At 51.0% G+C, this 22,329-nt stretch carries 21 protein-coding genes; 17 read left to right on the plus strand and 4 right to left on the minus strand.

Going from position 1 to position 22,329, the window contains the following annotated elements:
- Window positions 1-59 precede the first annotated feature (59 nt).
- Both BUC22_RS08860 and BUC22_RS08865 read left to right on the plus strand, forming a co-directional pair.
- Complete coding sequence (locus BUC22_RS08860) at window positions 60-1,031, plus strand: Gfo/Idh/MocA family protein (RefSeq protein ID WP_013380393.1); 972 nt, start codon at window positions 60-62, stop codon at window positions 1,029-1,031.
- A 272-nt stretch (window positions 1,032-1,303) separates the two neighbouring features.
- On the plus strand, window positions 1,304-3,304 hold the full coding sequence (locus BUC22_RS08865) for a sensor domain-containing diguanylate cyclase (RefSeq protein WP_013380395.1): 2,001 nt from the start codon (window positions 1,304-1,306) through the stop codon (window positions 3,302-3,304).
- Between the two features lie 43 nt (window positions 3,305-3,347).
- Here BUC22_RS08865 and BUC22_RS08870 read toward each other — a convergent pair whose 3' ends face one another.
- Both BUC22_RS08870 and BUC22_RS08875 read right to left on the minus strand, forming a co-directional pair.
- Window positions 3,348-5,525, minus strand: coding sequence for a YhgE/Pip domain-containing protein (locus tag BUC22_RS08870; protein ID WP_013380396.1), 2,178 nt, complete (start codon window positions 5,523-5,525; stop codon window positions 3,348-3,350).
- The gene (locus tag BUC22_RS08875) at window positions 5,522-8,074 is read right to left on the minus strand and encodes a YhgE/Pip domain-containing protein (protein WP_013380397.1); all 2,553 of its coding nucleotides are present in this window, start codon (window positions 8,072-8,074) and stop codon (window positions 5,522-5,524) included. The genes BUC22_RS08870 and BUC22_RS08875 overlap by 4 nt, the downstream gene beginning before the upstream one ends.
- Window positions 8,075-8,336: 262 nt before the next feature.
- Between BUC22_RS08875 and BUC22_RS08880 the strand changes: the two genes are divergently transcribed.
- Genes BUC22_RS08880 through BUC22_RS08890 form a run of 3 tightly spaced genes read left to right on the plus strand, consistent with a single transcriptional unit; the run spans window position 8,337 to window position 14,377 of the window.
- On the plus strand, window positions 8,337-10,298 hold the full coding sequence (locus tag BUC22_RS08880; RefSeq protein WP_013380399.1) for a 5'-nucleotidase C-terminal domain-containing protein: 1,962 nt from the start codon (window positions 8,337-8,339) through the stop codon (window positions 10,296-10,298).
- Window positions 10,299-10,318: 20 nt separating this feature from the next.
- Window positions 10,319-12,889 carry a hybrid sensor histidine kinase/response regulator gene (locus BUC22_RS08885; protein WP_013380400.1) on the plus strand — a complete coding sequence of 857 codons (2,571 nt, stop codon included), beginning with the start codon at window positions 10,319-10,321 and terminating at the stop codon, window positions 12,887-12,889.
- Window positions 12,890-12,919: 30 nt separating this feature from the next.
- A complete protein-coding gene (locus tag BUC22_RS08890; protein ID WP_013380401.1) occupies window positions 12,920-14,377 on the plus strand; it encodes a winged helix-turn-helix domain-containing protein in 1,458 nt (485 codons plus the stop codon).
- 297 nt (window positions 14,378-14,674) lie between these two features.
- Here the strand turns inward: BUC22_RS08890 and BUC22_RS08895 are convergent, their stop codons facing one another.
- Window positions 14,675-15,283 carry a LysE/ArgO family amino acid transporter gene (locus BUC22_RS08895; RefSeq protein ID WP_013380402.1) on the minus strand — a complete coding sequence of 203 codons (609 nt, stop codon included), beginning with the start codon at window positions 15,281-15,283 and terminating at the stop codon, window positions 14,675-14,677.
- Window positions 15,284-15,792: 509 nt separating this feature from the next.
- Between BUC22_RS08895 and BUC22_RS08900 the strand changes: the two genes are divergently transcribed.
- The 11 genes from BUC22_RS08900 to BUC22_RS08945 all read left to right on the plus strand — a co-directional run bounded on the left by BUC22_RS08900 (window position 15,793) and on the right by BUC22_RS08945 (window position 20,994).
- Entirely contained in the window at window positions 15,793-16,026 is a 234-nt protein-coding gene (locus tag BUC22_RS08900) for a DUF1659 domain-containing protein (RefSeq protein WP_013380405.1), read from the plus strand.
- Between the two features lie 113 nt (window positions 16,027-16,139).
- Window positions 16,140-16,301 carry a DUF2922 domain-containing protein gene (locus BUC22_RS08905; RefSeq protein ID WP_238066006.1) on the plus strand — a complete coding sequence of 54 codons (162 nt, stop codon included), beginning with the start codon at window positions 16,140-16,142 and terminating at the stop codon, window positions 16,299-16,301.
- 151 nt (window positions 16,302-16,452) lie between these two features.
- Window positions 16,453-16,995 carry a helix-turn-helix transcriptional regulator gene (locus tag BUC22_RS08910; protein ID WP_013380407.1) on the plus strand — a complete coding sequence of 181 codons (543 nt, stop codon included), beginning with the start codon at window positions 16,453-16,455 and terminating at the stop codon, window positions 16,993-16,995.
- Window positions 16,996-17,108: 113 nt separating this feature from the next.
- On the plus strand, window positions 17,109-17,738 hold the full coding sequence (locus tag BUC22_RS08915) for a CatB-related O-acetyltransferase (protein WP_013380408.1): 630 nt from the start codon (window positions 17,109-17,111) through the stop codon (window positions 17,736-17,738).
- A gap of 104 nt (window positions 17,739-17,842) precedes the next feature.
- Window positions 17,843-17,992: a hypothetical protein gene (locus BUC22_RS21835; RefSeq protein WP_013380409.1), complete on the plus strand. Its 150-nt coding sequence runs from the start codon at window positions 17,843-17,845 to the stop codon at window positions 17,990-17,992.
- 30 nt (window positions 17,993-18,022) lie between these two features.
- Complete coding sequence (locus BUC22_RS08920; protein WP_013380410.1) at window positions 18,023-18,358, plus strand: CGGC domain-containing protein; 336 nt, start codon at window positions 18,023-18,025, stop codon at window positions 18,356-18,358.
- 66 nt (window positions 18,359-18,424) lie between these two features.
- Window positions 18,425-18,877: a GNAT family N-acetyltransferase gene (locus BUC22_RS08925; protein ID WP_013380411.1), complete on the plus strand. Its 453-nt coding sequence runs from the start codon at window positions 18,425-18,427 to the stop codon at window positions 18,875-18,877.
- A gap of 45 nt (window positions 18,878-18,922) precedes the next feature.
- Window positions 18,923-19,252, plus strand: a complete 330-nt coding sequence (locus BUC22_RS08930; protein ID WP_070081226.1) for an HTH domain-containing protein — start codon at window positions 18,923-18,925, stop codon at window positions 19,250-19,252.
- A 122-nt stretch (window positions 19,253-19,374) separates the two neighbouring features.
- On the plus strand, window positions 19,375-20,049 hold the full coding sequence (locus BUC22_RS08935; protein ID WP_013380413.1) for a DNA-3-methyladenine glycosylase family protein: 675 nt from the start codon (window positions 19,375-19,377) through the stop codon (window positions 20,047-20,049).
- Between the two features lie 14 nt (window positions 20,050-20,063).
- Window positions 20,064-20,615: a methylated-DNA--[protein]-cysteine S-methyltransferase gene (locus BUC22_RS08940; RefSeq protein ID WP_123876060.1), complete on the plus strand. Its 552-nt coding sequence runs from the start codon at window positions 20,064-20,066 to the stop codon at window positions 20,613-20,615.
- Between the two features lie 16 nt (window positions 20,616-20,631).
- Complete coding sequence (locus BUC22_RS08945) at window positions 20,632-20,994, plus strand: GNAT family N-acetyltransferase (RefSeq protein WP_013380415.1); 363 nt, start codon at window positions 20,632-20,634, stop codon at window positions 20,992-20,994.
- A gap of 18 nt (window positions 20,995-21,012) precedes the next feature.
- Here BUC22_RS08945 and BUC22_RS08950 read toward each other — a convergent pair whose 3' ends face one another.
- Window positions 21,013-21,360 (minus strand): hypothetical protein, encoded by a 348-nt coding sequence (locus BUC22_RS08950; protein ID WP_013380416.1) that lies wholly within the window; start codon window positions 21,358-21,360, stop codon window positions 21,013-21,015.
- Window positions 21,361-21,875: 515 nt separating this feature from the next.
- Between BUC22_RS08950 and BUC22_RS08960 the strand changes: the two genes are divergently transcribed.
- Window positions 21,876-22,292, plus strand: coding sequence for a pyridoxamine 5'-phosphate oxidase family protein (locus BUC22_RS08960; RefSeq protein WP_041690209.1), 417 nt, complete (start codon window positions 21,876-21,878; stop codon window positions 22,290-22,292).
- Window positions 22,293-22,329 lie beyond the last annotated feature (37 nt).

Below are 22,329 nucleotides of genomic sequence, written 5' to 3' on the forward strand. Positions count from 1 at the left end.
TGTCCCTCTGTTTTTATCTTAAAATAGAATGATCAATCACACAAAAGGAGTTGAATAGCATGAAAAAATATAACTGGGTGATTATTGGCACTGGCGTTATCGGCAACGAGATGGCAAGTGCGCTGAAACAGGAAAACGGTGAAATCTATGGCGTTTATAATCATCATGTGGAGAAGGGGCAGGCTTTTGCGCGTGAATACGGAGTCCGGAAAGTTTTCGAGAGTGAGGAGGCACTTTTGGCTGATCCGGAGGTGGATGTGGTTTACATCGGTACGCCCCACAATTACCACTATGAAACACTCATGAGGGCTGTCGGAGCCGGCAAGCACGTCTTTTGCGAAAAAGCCATTACCGTCAATGCAAGGCAGCTTGAGGAGGTGGCTGCGTTAGGCCTGGAAAGGGGCGTGGTGGTCATGGAGGGAATGACCATCTATCATATGCCGCTCTACCAGAAGCTGCGTGAGATGGTAGATTCCGGTGCCATCGGAAGGGTGAAGATGATACAGGTCAACTTTGGGAGCTGCAAGGAATACGATGTGAAAAACCGCTTCTTCGATAAGGCGCTGGCTGGAGGCGCTCTCTTAGACATCGGCATCTACGCCATGGCCTTTGCCCGGTTTTTTATGGAAACCAGACCCAATGTCATTCTGACCACGCCTCAGTACTTTGAGACAGGTGTGGATGAGCAGTCCGGTATTATCCTGAAAAATGACCGGGGGCAGATGGCCGTCACCGCCCTGACCATGCGGGCCAAGCAGCCCAAACGCGGTGTGGTGGCCGGGGAGTATGGCTATATTGAGGTGGATAACTACCCCAGGGCACAGAGAGCAGTGATCACCTACACTGCGGACGGCAGGCGGGAGGTAATAGAAGCCGGGAAAACTGGGGACGCGCTCTGCTATGAGGTGCGCCACATGCAGGAGGCCATTGAAAGCAGGGCTGGCATCGCGCCCCTTGCCCTGAGCCGCGATGTGATGGCAATCCTGACCGCTGTACGCGGGCAGTGGGGAATGCAGTATCCCTTTGAGTGATTGTTATGGGAAAAGAGCACGGCACATTTTTGCGCTGTGCTCTCTGATAAAAAACAAGGGCTTTGTCATGTCATCTTAACTTGATATTTAGTCCTAATTGTAGTAGAATAGGTGATATTAATCAAAGAAAAATTTGTTTTATATATTCTACCGCTAAAGTATGATGGCCGATTACATTTGTACCCCAGTCAAATACATTAGCCTGATTTACAGAAACCAACAATTCCGGGAATAAAGGCCTGAAAACAGAAAACAGACAGGGGAAGGCAGCGATGACAAAATTATTAAAAAAGATCCGGTTTACAACCATTGTTCTTATTTTGGGTGTGGCGCTGATTGTCAGCAGTGTATTTTCATTGCTGACAATCCAGAACTTAGAGGGGAATGCCCGTGTGATCAATTATTCCGGTATTGTCCGGGGGGCGACACAGCGGCTGGTAAAGCAGGAGCTGAACAACGAGCAGAACGATGCCCTTATCGGGAAGCTGGACGCTGTTTTGGAGGAGCTTCAGAACGGCGGAGAAAAGAACAATCTGGTTAAGCTGGCGGATCCAGAGTATCAGGGGCTCGTCAGCGGCCTGCAGAGTAAATGGGGCGAACTTAAAAACGCGATTTACGACTACCGCGCCGGAGGAGCCGCCGGGCCGCTGTATGGAATAAGCGAGGAGTATTTCGAGCTTGCCGACCAAACCGTTTTCGCCGCGGAGCGTTACACAGAGCAGGCAGTAAAAAACGCGAAATATTTTCTGTTTCTGGTTACCCTGATTTTCCTGGCCATGGTAGTGGTCTGCGCCTTTTTTGCCTCATCCCAGCAAAAGCGCCGCGAAAAGCTTCTGGCAGATGAGAAGGAAGCTCTGGAACGGCAGATCCATTTAAACCAGATGCTGAACGACATCCGGGCGCCTCTCGACGAGCTGCCAGAGCTCATGTACGTCTCTGATCTGGAAAACTACGACCTGTTGTTCATTAACAAAGCTGGCAGGGATTCCTTTAACTTTAAGGATACAGAGGGAAAGAAGTGTTATGAACTGCTTCAGGGGCTGGACGCGCCCTGCCCTTTCTGCTCAACGCCAAATCTGAAGCCGGAAGAGTACTTTAACTGGGAGCACACCAACCCCATAACCGGGCGGCATTATCTCTTAAAAGACCGGCTGATCGAGTGGGAGGGCCGTCCGGCCCGGTTCGAGATTGCCTTTGACCTGACCGAGGCCATGAGGGAAAAGCAAAACCTGAAAAATATGCTTGAAACCGAGCAGGTTATTGTGGAGTGTATCCGTGATCTCTACCAGAACCATGACCTGCCCCAGGCCATTCCTCTTTTTCTTGAACGTATTGGTAAATTTCTCAGGGCAGACCGCAGCTATATTTTTGACCTGAGAGGTGAGCTGCTGAAAAATACCTATGAGTGGTGCGCCGACGGCATCAAGCCTGAGCAGGAGGATCTGCAGAGTATTCCCAGACATTACTTCAGCCGCTGGATCGAGGCCTTTACTGAGCAGGAATATATGATCATTGACGATTGTGAAGACCTTAAGATAACCACACCCCTGGAGTATGAAGTCCTTTCATTCCAGAATATCGAGCGGCTTGTAGCGGTTCCGCTGGAACGGGATGGCGAGCTTTACGCCTGTATCGGTGTGGACAATCCGCCGCCGGAGCTAATGCAGAATGCCGTATCAATCCTGCAGACTCTGCGCTATTTCCTGATGCTGGCTATCCGGCGCACCGAGGACGAGGCAGAGCTGACCAAGCTGAGCTACTATGATAACCTGACCTCCTTTTACAACCGCAATCGCTACATACAGGATCTTGAGGCCTTTACGGATTATGAGGATTCTGTGGGGATTGTCTTTCTGGATATGAATGGGCTGAAATCGGTCAATGATTTGTATGGGCACAGCAGAGGTGACCGGCTTCTGGTGGAATGCGCGCGCTGTATCCGTGAAGGGTTTGGCGAGAGCAATTTTTACCGCGTGGGCGGGGATGAGTTTGTAATCATCGCCCTCGGAGACACCGAGGCAGGTTTTTTTGACAGGGTTGAAAAGCTCCGCGGCTACTTTGAGCATAGCTCTCATATCAGTACGGCCATCGGCGCATACTGGACGCCGCGAGGTTCAGATATTGACGCGGCCATTACCGCGGCGGACGAAAGGATGTATTCGGACAAACAGGTGTTTTACCACGGACATCACACCTCCAAACGGTACCGATACATCAATGACGATGTGGTTATCCGCTCAGAAAAGCAGACTGAAGAAAAAATAAGCCAATAAAAAGAGCACGGCACATTTCTGCGCCGTGCTTTTTTTGTATGTTTTACATTAAATGTGTGCTTTCCAGCTTCTCGGTAAAGGTGTGGTTCAGGCGGATAACCGGTTTTCTGAGCACAAGGCCGAGGAGCAGGGAAGGGATCAGGAAAATGGCCAGACAGCCCATCTCGATCCAGTAGGTGTTCTGGTACATACCCGCAATGCACTCGCGCATGGCGTTCATGCTGTGGGCGAAAGGCATGAGTGGATAGAGTCTCTGGAAGAACTCTGGGAGCACCTCGATGGGGAAGCTGCCGCCTGAGCCTGCAACCTGGATAACCATCAGGATAACGGCGATGGCCTTGCCCACGTCACCGAAGGAGACCGTGAGGGTATAGATCAGATTCACATAGACAATGCTCGTGAGCCACGCTGCCAGCAAAAAGAGTATGGGGTGCTCACACTGAATTCCCAGGAAGAAAAGATCTCCCAGCGCAATGATGGTGCTCTGGATCAGCCCCAGAATCAGGAAGGTGATGTATCGCCCGAAGTAGGCGTGGTGGGGCTTTAAAGAGAGGGCTTTTTCTGTTTTTTCCGAGACATTTACGCTGATCATGGCCACGAGCACAACGCCGCCGACCCAGATGGCAAGCGTTGTGTAGAATGGTGCCATGGCAGAGCCGTAATTTGCCACAGGGTATATCTTTTCAGTCTTGAGCTCGACCGGAGCGGCTAAAAAGCTGCTGAGCTCAGCGGGGCTGCCGGAGAGCAAGGTCTCGATTTCAGCCATGTCGCCGCTGGCGGCGGCCTTTTCAACCTCTTTTAGAACGCTGTCCAGCTTTGCCTTCACAGCGTCCAGTTGATCGGCTGAGCGGGTCAGGAGATCCCTCGCCGTACCCAGGTCCGAAGCGGTCTCACCGGAAAGGGATGCGATGTCGTGGATACTGCCGTTTAGCTGGCCGAGGATACCGGCCACCTTGCCGCTGCCAAAATCAAGGCTTGAAAACAGGGTTCCCAGCTGGGGCTTCAGGTTTGTCTGATAGTCTGTTTTTGCGTCGCCGATGACTTTACTGGCCTGTTCTGTGAGCCCTTTGAGGGTTTGATAATCTGACGCTGCCATACCAGTGGTTTCAGAGATTTTATCCACGGTTTCTGTCAGCTTGTCCCGCAGGGCCTCCTGCTGGGTGATGATTTGATTGAGCTTGCCAATCACAGGCTGGAGCGCGGGCGCCATGTCCGGAAATTCATCGCTGAGTTTTTGAAGCGTGTCACGGAGTTCGGTGTAATGGTTGATGAGCAGTTGTACCTCATCGGCCAGACTGTCTAAGCTTTTGGCGGCCTCACCGGCGTTTTGGTCCACAGAGGCGAAAGCCTTGTCGATTTCGGATGATATTTTCTGGTAGCTCTCACCGCTCACATCAAAGACGGTTTCGATGCCCTGGGAGGCAGTGTCCATCGCACCCTGGAGTCCCCGGGCTGTGCCCTCTGCCTCCTGCAGAATGCCTGAGCTTTCCGAGACGCTGTTCCCAGAGGTTTCCAGGAAGCCGGTGGTCGAGGTCAGAACCTTCTGGGTAGATTCGGTCATGGACGCAAAGGCCCGCACTGTTTTTGCGGAGGTCTCCACCTCTGCTTCTATCCGCTGAAGATTAGTTTTAAGGCTCTCGGTCAGGGACTGATTGCCCTGCTTATCCGCGGCCTGATAGACAGACTGCAGCGCCTCAAGGGAGATTTCGGACACCTTTTCCACAAAGAGGCTGTTGACCTGCTCCTGGACAGCAGTCGCACCCTTATCGGTCACTTTGGGCGCGATGGCATTCTCCTTCTCATTGGTATAATAGATGATCGCGCTCTTTTTAATATCCGGGGAAAACAGGCTCATAATATTGGCGCTGAAATCCTCAGGGATCACAATGGCGGCGTAATAGGCGCCGGATTTCACGCCCTCCAGAGCCTCGTCCCTGTCTGTAAACTGCCAGTCCATCTGGTCATTGGCCTTCAGGGCTTTTACCACCTCGTCGCCCACGTTCATGCTCACAGAGAGGATGTCGCCCTGGTAGCCGGCATCGGTGTTGGCAACCGCGATTTTTATGTCTTTTGTGTTGCTGTAGGGGTCCCAGCTCCCCGCGATATTAAACCAGGCGTACATGGCAGGCACAACGCAGACACCCATCACGACAATGAGGGCAATGGTATTATTCCGGATACGGCTGAAGTCGCCCGTAAAGATTTTCAAGATTTTTTTCATTTTTCAGTCCCTTTCCAGTCGTCCTTAAACATGGCCCGGATTTCCTCATCGGTCATACCGCAGAGCTGCTGCTCCAGCTCAAACTGCTTGCGCATTTTATCCCGGAAGTACTCGAGGCAGATGAGGTATACCGAGATACCGATCAGAGATATGATCCACAGCACCAGATAAATAATTTTTGAGTCCAGGCTGAACATGAGCACCATGAAAACAAGGGGCAAAATAAACATGAGCAGAAAGCCCGCCTTTATCTTTTTGCGGTAGCTCTCCTCAAAGGCCGCCTGCCGGGCTTCCCGTTCTTCAGTCGTCCGGCCCTCCACGGCAAGGGCTCTGGCGATGATGGAGATGGGGTCCTTTTTCTGTTTGATACCGCCCTCTGTCTCGCTGACCATCATCCCGGTTTCGGAGAGCCGCCTGTCAAAGAAGTGGTTGAGGTTTAAGAGCAGCGGCCTGAGCCCCAGGCCGATGACCAGCCCCACAGGGATAAAGATAAGCAAGTGAAGCAGGTCTGAAACGTAATGCGCCGCATAGATGCCTGCCACGGCCTCACGCATGGCGTTAATGCCATAGGTAAAGGGCAGCAGGGGATGAACCGCCTGAAAGAAGCCTGGCGTCATCTCAATCGGATAGGTACCCGCGGAGCCGGGAATCTGCAGAATAACAAGAATAACACAGATGGCTTTTCCGATGTGCTTAAAGGTAACCGAAAGGGCATAGATCAGGTTCACATAGACAAAGGAGGCCAGCAGTCCGGCGAAGATAAAAGCCGGCGGGCTTTCACACTGGATTTTCATCAGGAGCAGGTCTCCAAGGCACACCACAAAGCCCTGCAAGAGGCCAACCGAGATATACAGGAGCCACCTGCCAAAGTAGGCCTGTGTGGGTGTGAGGTTTTTAATATTTTCATCCTCGTCCACCTCCAGCTTAAAGATGGCGATAAGGACAATACCACCGACCCAGATGGCCAGATTGCTGTAAAAAGGCGCAAGGGCAGAGCCATAATTGGCGACCGGATAGATTTTTTCCGTTTCGACCTCCACAGGTGATTCCATAAACTCTGCTACCTGCTCAGGCTTTATACCTGTGGTTGAAAGAAAATTCTGGTACAGCCGGGAGTTTTTGATGGCATTCAAATCTGTTGAGACCCGGCTGAGCTGCCCAGCGAGGTCCACCAGGGCTCCCTGAGTACTGTCGAGAGCGTTCTCTGCCTCTGTCAGCGCGGTGCCCAGGTCATCGAGGATGCCCTGGAGCTGGCCCGCCGCCGGGGGCACCCCAGACAGAATCCCGGCGGTTTTCCCGGAGAGGGCGGCAAAGCTGTCAAGGGTCTGGTTAACCTGCGGCAGAAGGCTCTGCTGAAAACTGGTGTTGACACCTCCCAGAGCCTTGCCGCTGTCGGTGGCGATCGCGTTAAGGCTTTCGCGCGTTTCCGATGCCTGCGTAATCATGTTTTTAACACTGTCGTTTCCAGTATTCAGGCGGTCCAGAATTTTCTGCTGGCTCTCGATTTCCGATTCCAGCGACTGGATCAACCTGGCGAGCTCGGGTGAAGGGTGATCTTCATTGAGCTTTTTCAGCGCGTCCACAATCTCCTGGTTAAGGGACAGCATCTCTTTTGCAGAGGTAATACTGTTCTCAAAGCCTGCGTTTATCTCAAGGGCCTGCGCTTCCAGGTTTCCCAGCTGTGATGAGGCCGTCCCGCCGATCTGCCCCAGAACACTCTGACTCTGGTTCAGGATGTTTGACAGGCTTCCTGAAAATTTTCCAACGCTTTCACGGCTCTGGCTCAGACGGTCCTGTGCGCTTTCAAGTCCTTTCTGGCCCGAGGCGGCGGCGTCCTTAAGACTGTCAAGCGTGGCCTTGCCGCCGTCAATGCTGCCCTGCCCGTCAGCGATGGTTCCCCTGAAGTTTTCCAGCAGCACACGGTAGGTGTCCAGGTCGCTCCGGGTAGTGTCGATGGCAGCGGTGATGTCCGCGCTGGCCTGGTTGAGCTTTCCGGATATGCCCACTGCCGAGGCGGCCATGACCTTTGACACACTCTCAGAGGCCACAGAGGAAAAAGTGCTCTTGATCTCCTCCTCCAGCGTCTGTGCGCCGGTATCGGTGATTTTGGGCGCGATGGCGTTCTTCTTCTCATTAACATAGTAAATAATTTCGGACTTCTCGATCCGTCCGTTTAAAAAATCCGTCAGCCGGCTGCTGAAATCCTCGGGAATGATGATGGACGCGTAGTATTTGCCGGATTTTACGCCCTCAACCGCCTTCTCCGTATCGACAAAGGTCCAGCCGAGCTGGTCGTTTTCTTTGAGATTGGCAATGATCTCGTCACCGGCGTTGAGCTTGCCAGTAACCGCGTTTTGGGTTCCGGCATCTTCGTTGGCGACAGCGACCTTGATCCCCTTTGTATTGCTGTAGGGATCGTAGTTTGCCCCGATATTAAACCAGGCGTAAAGGGAGGGGATCACAATAATGCCGATGGTTACAATGAGCGCAAAGCGGTTTTTCCACAGCCGCCAGACGTCCCTTTTAAAGATATTCCATATTTGTTTCACGTTACACCTCTGGGTTATTTTTACCCCTCATTTTAATTTTTAATAATTATTTTGTCAAGGTTAAAGCAATTTGACGCTTATATTGTGTATATAGACAAATTATGTTCATCTTCCAGAAAAGCACAGCACAATTCTGCGCTGTGCTTTTTTTGTTTCCTTTTGCAGAAAGGTTCTTTGTAATTGATTTAATCGGTCACAGATGCTATAATTATATGGTAAAGGTTCCAAGAAGATATGTGATATATAAAAGGAGAACAAAATTATGGGGAGATTGAATATTAAGAAAAAAAATCGAAAAAAAATGGCTGCGGCTGTTTTGTGCGGTGTATTCCTGTGCAGTATGCTGTCCGGCTGCGGACAGAGCCCTCGGTCTGATAAGACCACAGTGACGCTGCTGTATTCAAACGATTTTAAAAATCTTGAGCAGCTGGTGGAATCGACTTACCCCGACATCGACCTCCAGTGTGAACGGACGCCTTACCCCAGTGAGCAGCTGCGCCAGCTGGAAAAGGGCGTAGGGCCCGACCTGCTGCTGACCTCACAGCCAACCTCCAGCAGCATTTTAGACTATGCGCTGGACCTCAGCGATACAAAGGCAAGCGTGGCCTACGACGGAACCGTCATGGAACTCCTGAAGCAGAACGGCAAAACCTATCTGCTGCCACTCCCAGGCCAGTACAAGGGATATATTGTCAATGAGACCCTTTTTCAGGAGGCGGGGCTGGCGCTTCCCACCACCAATCAGGAGCTGGTTTCAGTGATGGTGGCGCTCAGGGAAAAGGGTATTGGCGTCGGTGGGGACGGTGTCAATTTCAGCATTGAGAGTGACTACAACACAGACCTTGGCATGTTCTTTGTGGGGGACATGGTGCCAGATTTTCTGGGTACAGTCTCTGGCGTACAGTGGATGGCCGGGTTCAGGGAAAAGAAAACCACCTTTTCGGGACAGTGGGAAGGGGCCTTTGATCTGGCCAGCCAGATGACAGCTGCCGGCGTGATGGACGGCGCAGCCCTCGGCAAGAGCCGGAATTCGATTCGCAATCTGGAGCGTATGGCAGACGGGACTCTGGCCGTTGTTTTCGGCGGCTCTGACCTATACACAAGAATGGTTAATGAAAACCGGGAAAACGCAGAGGCCGGCACATCTCCTGAGTACCGCTACCGGATGCTGCCCCTCCTCAGCGATGCGGGCAACAGCCCCTGGCTTATCCTTGCGCCATCCGCCTATATTGGAATCAACACCCATTCAGACAGTAAAACCCAGGAGGCATGCCGCCAGGTGCTGGAGCTCATCTCAACCAAAGAAGGCCAGGAGGCCCTGACCAGGGATATCCAGATGGGTTATTCCTATCTGAAGGATTATCAGCCTGAGCATTCAGACGTGATCACCGGGCTTGAGGAATATGTAGACAGCTCCTACGTCTACAATGTGCAGTTTCCGGATAAAATCGTAGAGTATCTGGGTGAAATGTCCCGCCAGGTTTTTGTGGGCAAGCTGACCCCCGAAGATGCGTTGAAGGCTGTCGACAAATACTATTATGAGGGATCAGACCAGGTGGATTATGACTTGTCTGTGGTGGGCACCATTAAAAACGACCTGCTGCTGCAGGATTACAATACCCGCCGGAAAGAGGCTGAAATTGGAAACCTTCTGGCCGACAGCGTGGCAGAGGTCTCGGGCGCATCCATCGCGGTGGTTAACGGGGGCGGTATCCGCGGAAGCCTGTACGCCGGAGAGGTATACGGCAGTGATCTGGCCGCTGTGTGTCCCTTTGACAACCAGGTGGTCGTGCTGGAAATGAACGGCCAGGTTCTGTGGGATATGCTTGAAAACAGCCTGTCCGCCTGTACCGACGCATTTCCGGGCGGACGTTTCCTGCAGGTTTCTGGTATCCGCTACACCTTTGACAGCAGCAAAGAGCCCGGCGCCCGTCTGAAATCTGTCACGCTTGCGGATGGCACCACCCTGGACAGGCAGCAGAAGTATCAGGTCGCGGTCAATGATTATATGGCTGGAAAGCAGGGCTACGCCGAGAATAACGGCGATGGCTATACCATGCTCAATGTCTACAGCGGCGACATCCCAAAGGGCAGCGTGCGTCTCGTAAAAGAGACTGACCTGACCTACAGGGACGCGCTGGCGCAGTATTTTGAAAACCATCGAAATGCCCCTGTGAGCGCAGAACTGGAAGGGCGCATTACCGACACAGGAAAATCGGAATGAATAAAAGAGGAGAAAGCAGGATGAAGATGAAAAAAGGAGAATGGATACCGATACGCTATATGTTATGTCTGTTTTTGATCCTGCTCGTCCTGTTTTTTAGCATTCTGTGGCGTACCTACCAGAACGAGACCCAGGAAACCGTGACCAATATCAGTGAGGTGTACCTCCAGGAGATGACCACGCAGGTCAGCAACCACTTTACCACTAACATGGACAGCCAGTTTTCCCAGATCCGCACAGTTGTCAATACCCTGTCGGAAACAGAGCTCTCGGATACGGCGAACCTGACAGCCTTTTTAAGCCAGCTCCAGGAGAACAATGATTTTTCCCATGTTGCCCTGATCAGCGCCAATGGAATGGCGTACTCGCCAAATGGGGCGATGCCGGCCATTTCAAAGATTAAGGAGCTGGACCGGCTGCTGTCCGGCACCGGCCGCCTTATCTCGGTCAATGAGACAATATGGGGCGAGGATATGCTCATGCTGGGCATGTCCATCACACCCAAGGCCTTTGGAAACGAGCAGCTGGCGGCCATTGTCGTGGGGATCGACACAGCCCAGATCGGCGAGAAGCTGATCTTAAACAAAAGCGGCACCGATTCGCATTCCAGCATTGTGACAGATGAGGGTGACTTTATAATCGAGAGTGACCTGCCGGAAATGGCAGGCCAGGGCTCCAACCTGTTCTCTATTCTGAACAGGAAAGCCGCCTTCGACCAGGGCTATGACCTCGACACCATTCTGCAGGATATCGGCCAGGGGAGATCGGGAATGGTCTCGCTCAGAATTGGGGACTACCATGAATACGCATATTACACCCCCATCCCTGAGACGGGCTGGTATGTCTTTACCTCCATGGGCTATGACACTGTCAATTCCCAGGTATCAAGCCTGAGCCGGTTTATGATGCTGGCGGCCTGCGGCGTGATGCTCAGCGTTCTGATGATTCTGGCCGCGTCCTTTCTTTTGTACAACCGGAAGGAACGGCAGATCCAGCGTCTGCTCATGGCGGAAAAGGAAAAGGCCGAGCGGGCGAGCCAGGCCAAGAGCGATTTTCTGTCCCAGATGTCCCATGAGATCCGGACGCCGATGAATGGCATTGTCGGAATGACAGAGGTGGGGCGCCGGTACACCCACAACCCGGCCAGGATTGAGAACTGTCTGGACAAAATCAGCCTGTCTACCCAGCACCTGCTGTCATTGGTCAACGATATTCTGGATATGTCCAAGATCGAGAGCGGAAAAATCGAGCTGCACGAGGAGTCCTTTGATTTTGGACAGCTCTTTAAAGCGCTGACCACTGTCTTTTATACTCAGGCCAGGGAAAGGGGCATTGAGTACAATGTTTATGTAAATGGAGCGCTTGAGGACGAGCTGGTGGGCGACGCCCTGCGGCTCAACCAGATTTTGACGAATCTGCTCTCAAACGCCATGAAATTTACCCCAAAGGGCGGAAAGGTCTGCATGACAGCAGAGGAAATCCGGCGCGGGGAAGACCGGTTCTGGATCGGGTTTGAAGTGCGGGACAGCGGGTGCGGCATTGCCAAAGAGAACCTCGGACGTATCTTCGAGGTCTTTACCCAGGAGGATTCTGGTGTGGCCCGCAAATATGGCGGCACCGGGCTTGGCCTTCCCATCACCAAGCGCTTTGTGGAGATGATGGGCGGCAGCATCTCTGTGGAGAGCCAGGTGGGCAGCGGCAGCTGCTTCAGGGTAGAGATTCCCTTTAAATACGCTGCCGGATACGGCGCCGAGCACGTGCCCTGCGGCAATGGCCAGCGAGTGCTGGTTCTTAACCAGATTTCCCTTATCCTGGAAAGCGTAACCGGAATCCTGAACCGTGAGGGATTTCTGGCGGAAGGCGCTGAGACACAACAGCAGGCCGTCGAAAAGCTTAAACAGGCAGCAGAAAGCGGCAGCCCCTACACGCTGTGCTTTATCCGTTGGGATTTCACAGATGACCTCTGGTCGCTGGGAAAAGCGCTGCGGGCACCTGTGGGGGATCAGCCTCCAAAATTTGTGGTCACAGGCTATGATAAAGACGAGCTGGACGAAGCCGCTGCTGTCATTGACGCGGACGGCGTTCTCACCCGCCCGACAGACCATACCGAGCTGTTCCAGCTTTTTGACAAGCTGGAATTTGGCGCGGCTGATCTCCAGAAAGCGCCCCAGGAGGACAGCCTGAAAGATAAAAATGTGCTGATCGTGGAGGATAACCCGCTAAACATGGAAATTGCCGAGGAGCTCTTAAAAATAGCGGACGCCAGAGTACAGGGCGCGGCCAATGGACAGGAGGCAGTGGAAGCCTTCACCCGTTCGCCTGAGGGCTTTTTCGACCTTATTCTCATGGATATGCAGATGCCGGTCATGGACGGCGCTGCCGCTACCCGCGTCATCCGGGCCCTGAACCGGAGCGACGCGGACGCCGTGCCCATTGTCGCCATGACGGCCAACGCCTTTCAGGAGGATATCCGGAAATGTCTGGACAGCGGTATGGACGCCCATATCAGCAAGCCCTTTATGCTTGAAGATATCCTCCAGCGCTTTGCAGAGGTGCAGACCGTAAAGAAGATGAAATCCTGCCCAAAATGAGGTATAATAAAAGCAGGCAGGTGAAAATAAATGAAAAATGATGTGCTCATGTACGAAAATGTCTATGAGATCCTTAAAGATAAAATTGAGAGCGGCCGTCTGCCAAGGGGCTCGCGGCTGCCCTCGCGCGCCGAGCTTTGCAAGGCGTTCGGCACCTCGGAGAAATCCGTCCGCCGGGCCGTCGAGCTGCTGGCAGACGAGGGGTTTGTTAAAACAGAAAAGCGGAAAAGGCCTGTTGTAGCCTTTAACCCTGTGGCACAGCCGCGGAAAAAGGCGCCGCCGGCCAGAGGAACAGGTGCCTTTGTCACCGAGGATACCTTAAAGACCGGCGTTCTGCTGTGCTTTCCGCTCATCGCCCAGGGGCTTAAGCTCTGCCAGGGAGATGAGTGGGCTGTTCCCCAGGCCATTATCGACCAGATGGACCCCGGGCAGCCAGTTGCCTTCTGGCGGCTTTCAAAACGTTTATGGCGTTTTTTTGTTGCCCGGACCGGCAATGCCCTGGCGCTGCGCGCGGTGGACTGCCTTGGCTATACCGGGATTGACCCGTTTTCCGGCACCCGGGAGATGCGGGAGGGCTATCTTGAGAGTATTCGGGAATTGTTTGAATGCATCCGGCAGGGCGGTTCGTTTGAGTCCATCCGCTTTGGGGACTTCTCAGCCCTTTATGACTTTGTGGGAATGGCTGAAAAAAAAGCGGAAAGCCGCAGCGGCTCAGCGCTGCCCGTCAGTAAAATCGATCAGAAGCTCACAAAGGCAGAGCGGTATTCGAGCGTTTATCTGGACATCATAAGCCTGATCGCTGTGGGCTATTATAAGCCCGGCGACCGGCTGCCCACCCATGAGGCGCTGCGCAAAATTTATAACGTCAGTGTCGATACCACGGTCAGAGCAGTTCAGATTCTCCAGGAATGGGGCGTGGTGGAAGCCACGCCCGGCAAGGGCATCTTTGTGACCATGGATCTGGACGGTTTAAAAAAGCTGACCATCAGCCCCGGGATGATCGCCAGCCATGTCCGCCGCTTTTTGGACAGCCTGGAGCTTTTGTCGCTGACGGTGGAAAGCGTGGCAGTCCACGCGGCAGAGAACGCGTCAGCCAGCGAGGCGCAGGAGCTGCATGATGAGATTGACAGGCTGTGGAACAGGCTTTACCTTTATGATCTGACGCCGCGGGTGCTGCTGAATTTTATCACTGAGCATATCCAGTACGACGCCATGCGCAGTATTTACGGCGTTATCCAGAAAAACCAGCGCGTGGGCAGGAGCATCCCAAATCTGGTCAACCCGGTCAAAACAGCGGTCAACTGTGAGCTTCATGAACAGTGTATGGAGGCCGTGGGCTTTTTGATGGAAGGCCGGCCCCGGGATTTTGCCCGAAAAGCCACAGAAATGTTTGACCATACCCGTGAGCTGGTCATTGGCGAGTGCCGCAGGCTGGGCTACTGGGAGGCCGCCATGGCAGTGTATGACGGCGATCTGCTGTGGAAATAGCCTCCTAAAGCAGACTAATAAAATACCTTGAAAAGTCGGCTTAAGCCACCAGTTTGGCTGTCAAAAAAGAGGAAGCACCCGAGACTGCGCCTTTTATCCAGATAAGAAAAAAGGTCCAAGCGCTGTGTTGAACGGTTAGGAATCGTGCTATTTTACCGGAACAGCCGGACATTGGCGAGATCAGCCATTAACATTTATAAAGAAGATACAGGTGAGTGGGCAGTGCCCGCAGGACGCTTTTTTCTTTCTTAGGTAAAAGGCTTCGTCTCTCAGGTTTTTGACACACTGAAAGTCGGCTTAAGCCACCATTTTGATAAAACTGAGCAGCAGCTTCAGCCCGTAGAAGATAATGACCGCGCCGCAGACCACGTTGATGGCCCGCAGAACCCGGTCGTTAAATTTATGGCTGAACAGGGTGATGAAAACCGTCAGGCCCAGGAACCAGAGGCAGGAGGCTGAGGCAACCCCGGCCATAAAGGCGAGGCCCTGCTCTGCGGGAAGGGTGACCCGGAAGGCTCCCAGCATCATGGTGCCGTCGATGATGGCCTGGGGGTTGAGCCAGGTGACCACAAAGGCTGTGGCCGCCACCTGGCGCAGCGGCAGGTTCACATCCGCGGAGGTATCCAGTGTTCCCCTGTCCCGCAGCAGGCCAGCGCCAATAACAATGACAATGACGCTGCCCGCCAGCAGCACAAGCTTCTGAACCCAGGGAAACTGTTCCATGAGCGCGCCGATGCCAAAGAAGCAGGCCAGGGCCAGGGAGATGTCAAAGAAGATAACGATGAGCGCTGTCGCGGCAGCACGCCTGCGGCTCTGTGTGAGCGCCGTGTTGATGACGAACAGATTTTGAAGGCCGATGGGCGCCACGTAGGCCAGGCCCATGGTCAGCCCTTGAAGAAAATGCATAAAAACCTCCTGATACCAGTCAAAATAGGGATGTTATGCTTTATTATACGCTTTATCCGCGGCGGTGTACACAGCCAAAGCAATAAAAAACCCAGCCCAAAACCCGTGGCGGCGGTGGGACATGGTCCCGACCGTCTTTAAACCCGGCGGCGCAAAGCGCAGGCGGCAGAGAGGACACGCCCTCCGCGCCAAATCAGGACAGGGGCAGGGTGTTTAAAAACCAAGATGGCCTACAAAAGCAGGCGTTGTGCGCCTGTCCTCAGAGCGACACCAGCGGCCGTCCGGCCTTCACAAAATCCGGACGGCTTTTTTTACACCTCAGGACAGCCCGGCGACGCGGGACGGTTTTCTTCCTATTAGAATAAATATAAATGCGTAAATCATAAATGTATTAAGGGATGTATCCGGCACTCGGCAAAGCCGGCAAACCCGCCAAATCCAGCTGTCCATAGGCAGCGGCGGCAGCCGGTGATATACTAAAGCCATCAAAACGAAAGGAGATCCCCCCAATGGCCTATGAAAGACAGAAGCTGAAAAATGAGCTTAAGATCAATCTGAACTATGGTGAGATTGGCGGAAAAATCAAGAAAAAGCTTAAGACCTTCAGCGGTCTGAGCACCGATGAAGCCATCGCCACACCCGAGGCGGTGGTGCGCACCGCCAAAGCCCTGGGTACTCTGATGGATCCCATCATCAGCGATATTACCAATGTGATGTATTACGATAATATTGAGACCGCCTGACCCGGCGCTAAGGTTATCTAAAAAACACGAAAGGAGAAAAAATAGAAACTGTCACCACAAAAAATCTGGATCTGGAATTTCTGTTAGAAAACGGCGATACCGATACCCTGAGCCTGCCCGACTATCTGGACGGCCTTACCCAAGAGCAGATTACCGCGGCGGCTGACACCGTCATCGCGCAGAATATTTTCCACCCCGGCGGCTTTGCCTACCAGAAGCTTAAGAGCTACGAATACGTTGATAAAACCGTCCGAAAGACCGAACTGGAGATCTGACGGAAAACCCCTGGGGTACAGCACACTTTTGCGCTGTGCCCCTTTTATGATGACAGCGCCACCCCAGGTTGCGGATATGCAAGCAGCGGCTGGTAGACGGCCGGGACACTTTCGGTTAAAATAAGAGGAAAAGGGACGGAGGTGTCTGAACATGGGCTTTAGCGAAAATTTAAGGCGGATCCGGAGGGAGCGGGGTATCTCCCAGGAGGAGCTGGCAGAACAGCTGAAGGTGAGCCGCCAGGCTGTATCGAAATGGGAGCAGGGAAACGGCTACCCCGAGGTCGAGAAGCTGCTTTTGCTTTCAGAGGTGTTATCGGTCTCTCTGGACCGTCTGATGAGCTTGAATACAGAGGCCGGCGGGGAGGAACGCGTCGGCGCCAAAGGCAGCGGACAGACCGGGCGGATTTTAATCGCCTCCTTTGATGGAAAATCAATTGTGAACTGCTGCCGTGTACAGGCGTCCCCCCGGTTCAGGACAGGGAAGGATGCGCCCAAATACGCCCTGTTCGGCGTGGACGGCAGCTCTTTCTGGGGAGACAATAACACGGTGCTGGGCTGGTATCGTGAGGAGGAGGCCCTTGATCGGGAAATTTTGGAAATAAAGAATGCTCTGGCGGAAGGCTGCGTCTCTTATACCCTCAAGTATGCGGTTAAGGTAAAGCGGCGCTGGGGTAAAATAAAGATTGTGGAATAGCACCATCTATGCTATGCTTGAGGCAGTTGAAAAGAGAGGTGGTATTTCTTGAAACGCTGCATTGTAATGACTGGAATAGCCTGCAAATCATTTTAAAATAACAGGAGGATAAAATGACTATTCCAGAGAAAAAAATCTATCCCCGTACGGGTGACAGACAAACGATTTATTTAAAAAATGTGATCACCAACCCCAGCATAACGGTTGGCGATTATACCATGTATAACGACTTTACCAGCGACCCCGCATTGTTTGAGAAAAACAATGTTTTATACCAGTATCCTGTAAACCACGACCGGCTGCTGATCGGGAAATTCTGTTCCATCGCCTGCGGCGCGCGTTTTCTGTTTAACAGCGCAAACCACACCATGCGCTCGCTCTCAACCTATCCCTTCCCGCTTTTTTTTGAGGAGTGGGACCTTGACCCACGAGACGTGGCAGCGTCCTGGGACAATAAAGGAGACATCGTCATCGGCAATGATGTCTGGATCGGCTATGAGGCGGTCATACTGGCTGGCGTGACCATCGGTGACGGGGCAGTCATCGGCGCCCGGGCGGTGGTCACAAAAGATGTTCCGCCCTACACCATCGTGGGCGGGGTGCCCGCCCGGCCCATTAAAAAGCGTTTTTCCGACAGGACCATTGCCGATCTGCTTGAAATAAAGTGGTGGGACTGGCCCAGGGAAAGAATTGCCCGGAACCTCGCCGCCATACAAAAAGGCTGTACCGGACAGCTGAAATAAAATTGACCGGATGATCGAAACAGAGGCACGGCACATTTTTGTGCTGTGCCTCTCGTTTTATGTTATACTAAAGCCATAGTTACTGAACCGGAGGAAATCAGAATATGTCCACCCTGTTTCTTCACGGGCTCGGCCAGAACGAACTGAATTTGAGCTTGGACCCGCTGCTTTACTATCTATCCCTTGACGATGGAGAAATCGCATGCCCGGCACTGGTGCTCTGCGGAGAAAAGGACAGGGCCAACAAGCTATAGTAATAAACTTTTAAATTGGAGGGAAATACAATGAAATTAGGTATTATCCGATGTATGCAGACAGAAGATTTCTGTCCGGGAACCATGGATTTTAAAGTGATTAAGGAAAGAAAAGGCGCCTTTGAAAATGTAACAGAGGATATTGAGCTTATCGGCTTTACCAGCTGCGGTGGGTGCCCTGGAAAGAAAGCCGTTCTCAGGGCAAGAGAGCTTGTGAAAAGAGGGGCGGACACCATCGCCTTTGCCTCCTGTATCCAGAACGGAAACCCTATCGGTTATCCATGCCCATTTGCCAGGAAAATGAAGGATATTGTCCAGAAAGACCTGAAGGATGAAGAGATTCGGTTTATTGATTATACGCATTGAGAAATGCAAAAAAAACAGCTGGAAATTTTTTGAGAAACTCATACAAAAACGGAGGCAGTATTCAGTATGCTGACATACAGAAAAGCCGGCATTAAGGATGTTTTTTTGCTAATAAGTCTTTATAACTCAGCATTTTACGAAGATTATATTCATTATGGCAAATGTCCTGGCTATGGAAAATCTAAAGAAGAAATGGAAACATCAATTTCAACCTTTTCTAAATATATTATAATCTATAGAAGTAGGCCTGTAGGCGTTATTTCTTTTAAAAATCAAGGGGATGGTTCATATTATTTAGGTTGTCTTTGTGTTATACCGCCCTATCAGAAAAAGGGAATTGGTACAGAGGCGTTCCAGTATATGCTGTCTTTATGTCCTGATTGGAAGCGGATCACTCTGTTTACGCCTGTTGATAAAAAAGAGAATTTAAACTTCTACACCCAAAAATGTGGTTTTGCAAAAGGCAATATAAGAATGGATCAAGAGATCGAAGTCGTTGAGTTTTATATGAACCGTTAAACTTAGAGCAGATAGTCGTTTTAATGGAATAAAGCTTATGGAAAACTGGATTTTCTCTCAGATGAAAATCTGGATAGCGGCCGTGTTTTCGATAAAGTGGCTGCCCTGTATCTCAGTGCTACGGAGGATAAAGACCTGGAGCTGGCTGGATTTTTGGGTGTGCTGATCAACTATCACCGCCTGTCACAGCAGACGATTGCTAAAATGTCAGGTGTTGAAGTAATGGATGTCGAGAACCTTTTGCAGGGCCGGTATGAAATGATCTCTGAAAGCGCCAAATACCGCATGGCGGTAACGGTGATGTCCTTGCGGTTCTGTTTAAAAGAAAGTGAGCCTAAAGATTATAGAATAAGTTTAAAAAGAAGTAGAATTTAAAATCCTTGCCATAGTGTTCTTCTTTGGACATTATGTGATCGTATTGGGCGATATTTCAGTCGTATATCGTTTGGATTTGTTATATGGTTATCGTACAAGTCAAGATTGGAGGTGCGCGGCAAATGAATTTCGGCTACAGCACAGAAGCAACCGATTATCTGAAGCAAAAGGATAAAAAACTGGGTAAAGTCATTGAGAAAATTGGGATGATTGAGCGCGCCGCGGATACGGATCTGTTCGCATCGGTCGTTCACCATATTGTTGGCCAACAGATTTCAACAAAGGCCCAGGCGACGATCTGGCAGCGGATCAACGATGGCCTCGGCACCTTAAACGCGGACGTCATCCTGGACGCGGGCATCGAGCGGCTGCAGGCCTTTGGAATCAGTTTCCGCAAAGCAGCGTACATTACCGACTTTGCGGAAAAGGTTAAGACCGGCGCTTTTGATCTGGAGGGAATCTGGGATAAATCCGACGAGGAGGCCATCGCCAGCCTTGTGTCCTTAAGGGGCATTGGCGTATGGACAGCAGAAATGATTTTACTGTTCTGTATGGAGCGTCAAAATGTTTTCAGCTATGACGATCTGGCCATCAGGCGCGGCCTGCGCATGGTGTACCATCATCGGGAGATTGACAGAGAGCGTTTTGAGCGGTACCGCAGGCGCTACAGTCCCTACTGCAGTGTTGCGAGCCTGTACCTTTGGGCTGTGGCAGGCGGCGCGGTTCCTGAGATGAAGGATTACGCGCCAAAGAGAAAGCCTGTTAAAAAGAAAAAGACGTGTAAAGCCACAGAATAATTGAAAGCAGGAGGATGAAAATGTCAGATGTAAGAATTTATACCACTCACTATGCTTCGCCCCTGGGCGGAATTACCATTGCCAGCGACGGCGCAGCGCTGACAGGGCTTTGGTTTGACGGGCAGAAATACTTTGGTGATACGTTGCCAGAGCAATACGTGGCGGGGGAGCTGCCTGTCTTTGATGCGGCAAAAAATTGGCTGGATATTTATTTTCAGGGTAAGTCGCCTGATTTTACGCCGCCGCTGCTGCTTGACGCCAGTCCCTTTCGCAGGGCAGTATGGGAGATACTGCTTACCATTCCTTTTGGGCAGACCATGACTTACGGAGAAATCGCGGATAAAATCGCAGAGCAAAAGGGCACTGACAGAATGTCCGCCCAGGCGGTCGGAGGCGCTGTGGGGCATAATCCCATTTCCATTATTGTGCCCTGCCACAGGGTGGTGGGAACGAGCGGCAGCCTGACAGGCTACGCGGGCGGCATTGATAAAAAAGTAAAGCTGCTCACACTGGAAAAAACAGAGATGTCGGGCTTTTTTATTCCTAAAAAGGGAACGGCGCTGTAAAATAAGAGAGATAACAATGAAAATTAGAAGGATGATCATTGACGATTATGACAAGGTTTATGCGCTTTGGACGCTTTGTAAAGGAATGGGTTTGAATGATTTAGATGATTCAAAAGAAGGCATTGAACGTTTTTTAAACCGAAATCCTGATACATGTTTTGTTGCAGTAAATAATGGCCGTATCCAGGGTGTGATTTTGGCTGGAAACGATGGACGCAGAGGCTATATCCATCACACAGCGGTTCATCCTGATTATAGAATGCAGGGGATTGCAAGCAGACTGGTCAAAATGGCAATGGAAGCTTTAAAGAATTGCGGCATCCATAAAGCAGCGCTGGCGGTTTTAAACCCTCAAGCCCACTGCAAACAGAAGGCTTGAGGGGATATGTCTGGTAAATCAGCTGACCACACTGCTGCCTAATCTTCTGAGTTCTTTCTCAAGTTTCAGAATCAGATGGTTCAGTGAAAAGATACAGACATCTTCGGTTTTGACAGCGGTTTCCCTTTGGAGAATTTCACCACTATAGATCAACCGCCCTTCAATCAGCGTCTGAAAAATCAGCTCGAGCTCAGGTCGATCAAAGCTCGTGTTTCCAGAAGTAACTTTGATCTTAACTTTTTCGAGAAGAGCATCTTGATCGTTATACAGAGCATCTTTTTGAGTGGAATTTACAATGCAATCAAATATAATTTGTATTATTGTAATATCAGAATCGGAAAATAAAGGGAAAGATATTTGTGTCATGGTAAAACCCCCTTTCTGCATTCAGGTAAACCATTACTTTCTTTTATTATACCACGATTTCTTATATGACAAAGTTAAAAAAGTGGTAAAAATTTGCTATATTTAGAATATAGGTTTCTCTATGGTAATTAGCATTCATAAATATTCATTAAAATCTATATAACACCATGTCTATATAAGGATACAAAAGTAGAATCACTTAAAAAGGTTGTTTTAATATTAAAAACGTTTAGAAGCTTTTAAGATAATTTGAAAATAACCAATACTTCTTTGTTGAAGGTAGATAATTTTTTTAAGAAACACTAAAGAATGGCCGGCGGATTTGGAAAATTTTTTATTTGTATCAAAATAAAAGAATGCCCTATAGTCAATATAGATAATATTATTTAAAAGATAATATAGGGTGCAGCCATCTTTTGTATATGGAGCACGGCGCATTTTTGCGCCATGCCTTCTTTTTATGCTATACTTACCTTAGCTAAAAAGTCGAAAAAAGCAGGGAGGCTGCAAAAATGATGAGAAACCCAGAACAGACAGTCGGCAATATGGCGGATAAAGCCAGTATGGCCCTGATCAGCTATATTGATGGGGAGGGATATCCGGTCACAAGGGCCATGCTGAAGCCCAGAGAGCGGGAGGGAATAAAAACTTTCTGGTTTACCACCAATACCTCATCCAATAAGGTAAAGCATTTCCTTCAAAACCCTAAGGCGAGCATCTATTTCGTCGACAGGCGTTATTTCCGTGGAGCCAGCCTGAGCGGAACCGTCGAGGTTTTAGAGACGCCCGAGGCCAAGGAGCGGATCTGGCGGGACGGTGATACCATGTATTACAGTGAGGGCATTACAGACCCAGACTACTGCGTGCTGAAATTCACAGCCACGAAGGGCCGCTATTACAGCAATTTTAATTCGGAAGATTTTGAAGTGTAAAGGACATGCGGTTTACAGGCATGAGAGAGCAGGCGGG

The organism is Eubacterium callanderi (assembly GCF_900142645.1).
Classification (GTDB): domain Bacteria; phylum Bacillota; class Clostridia; order Eubacteriales; family Eubacteriaceae; genus Eubacterium; species Eubacterium callanderi.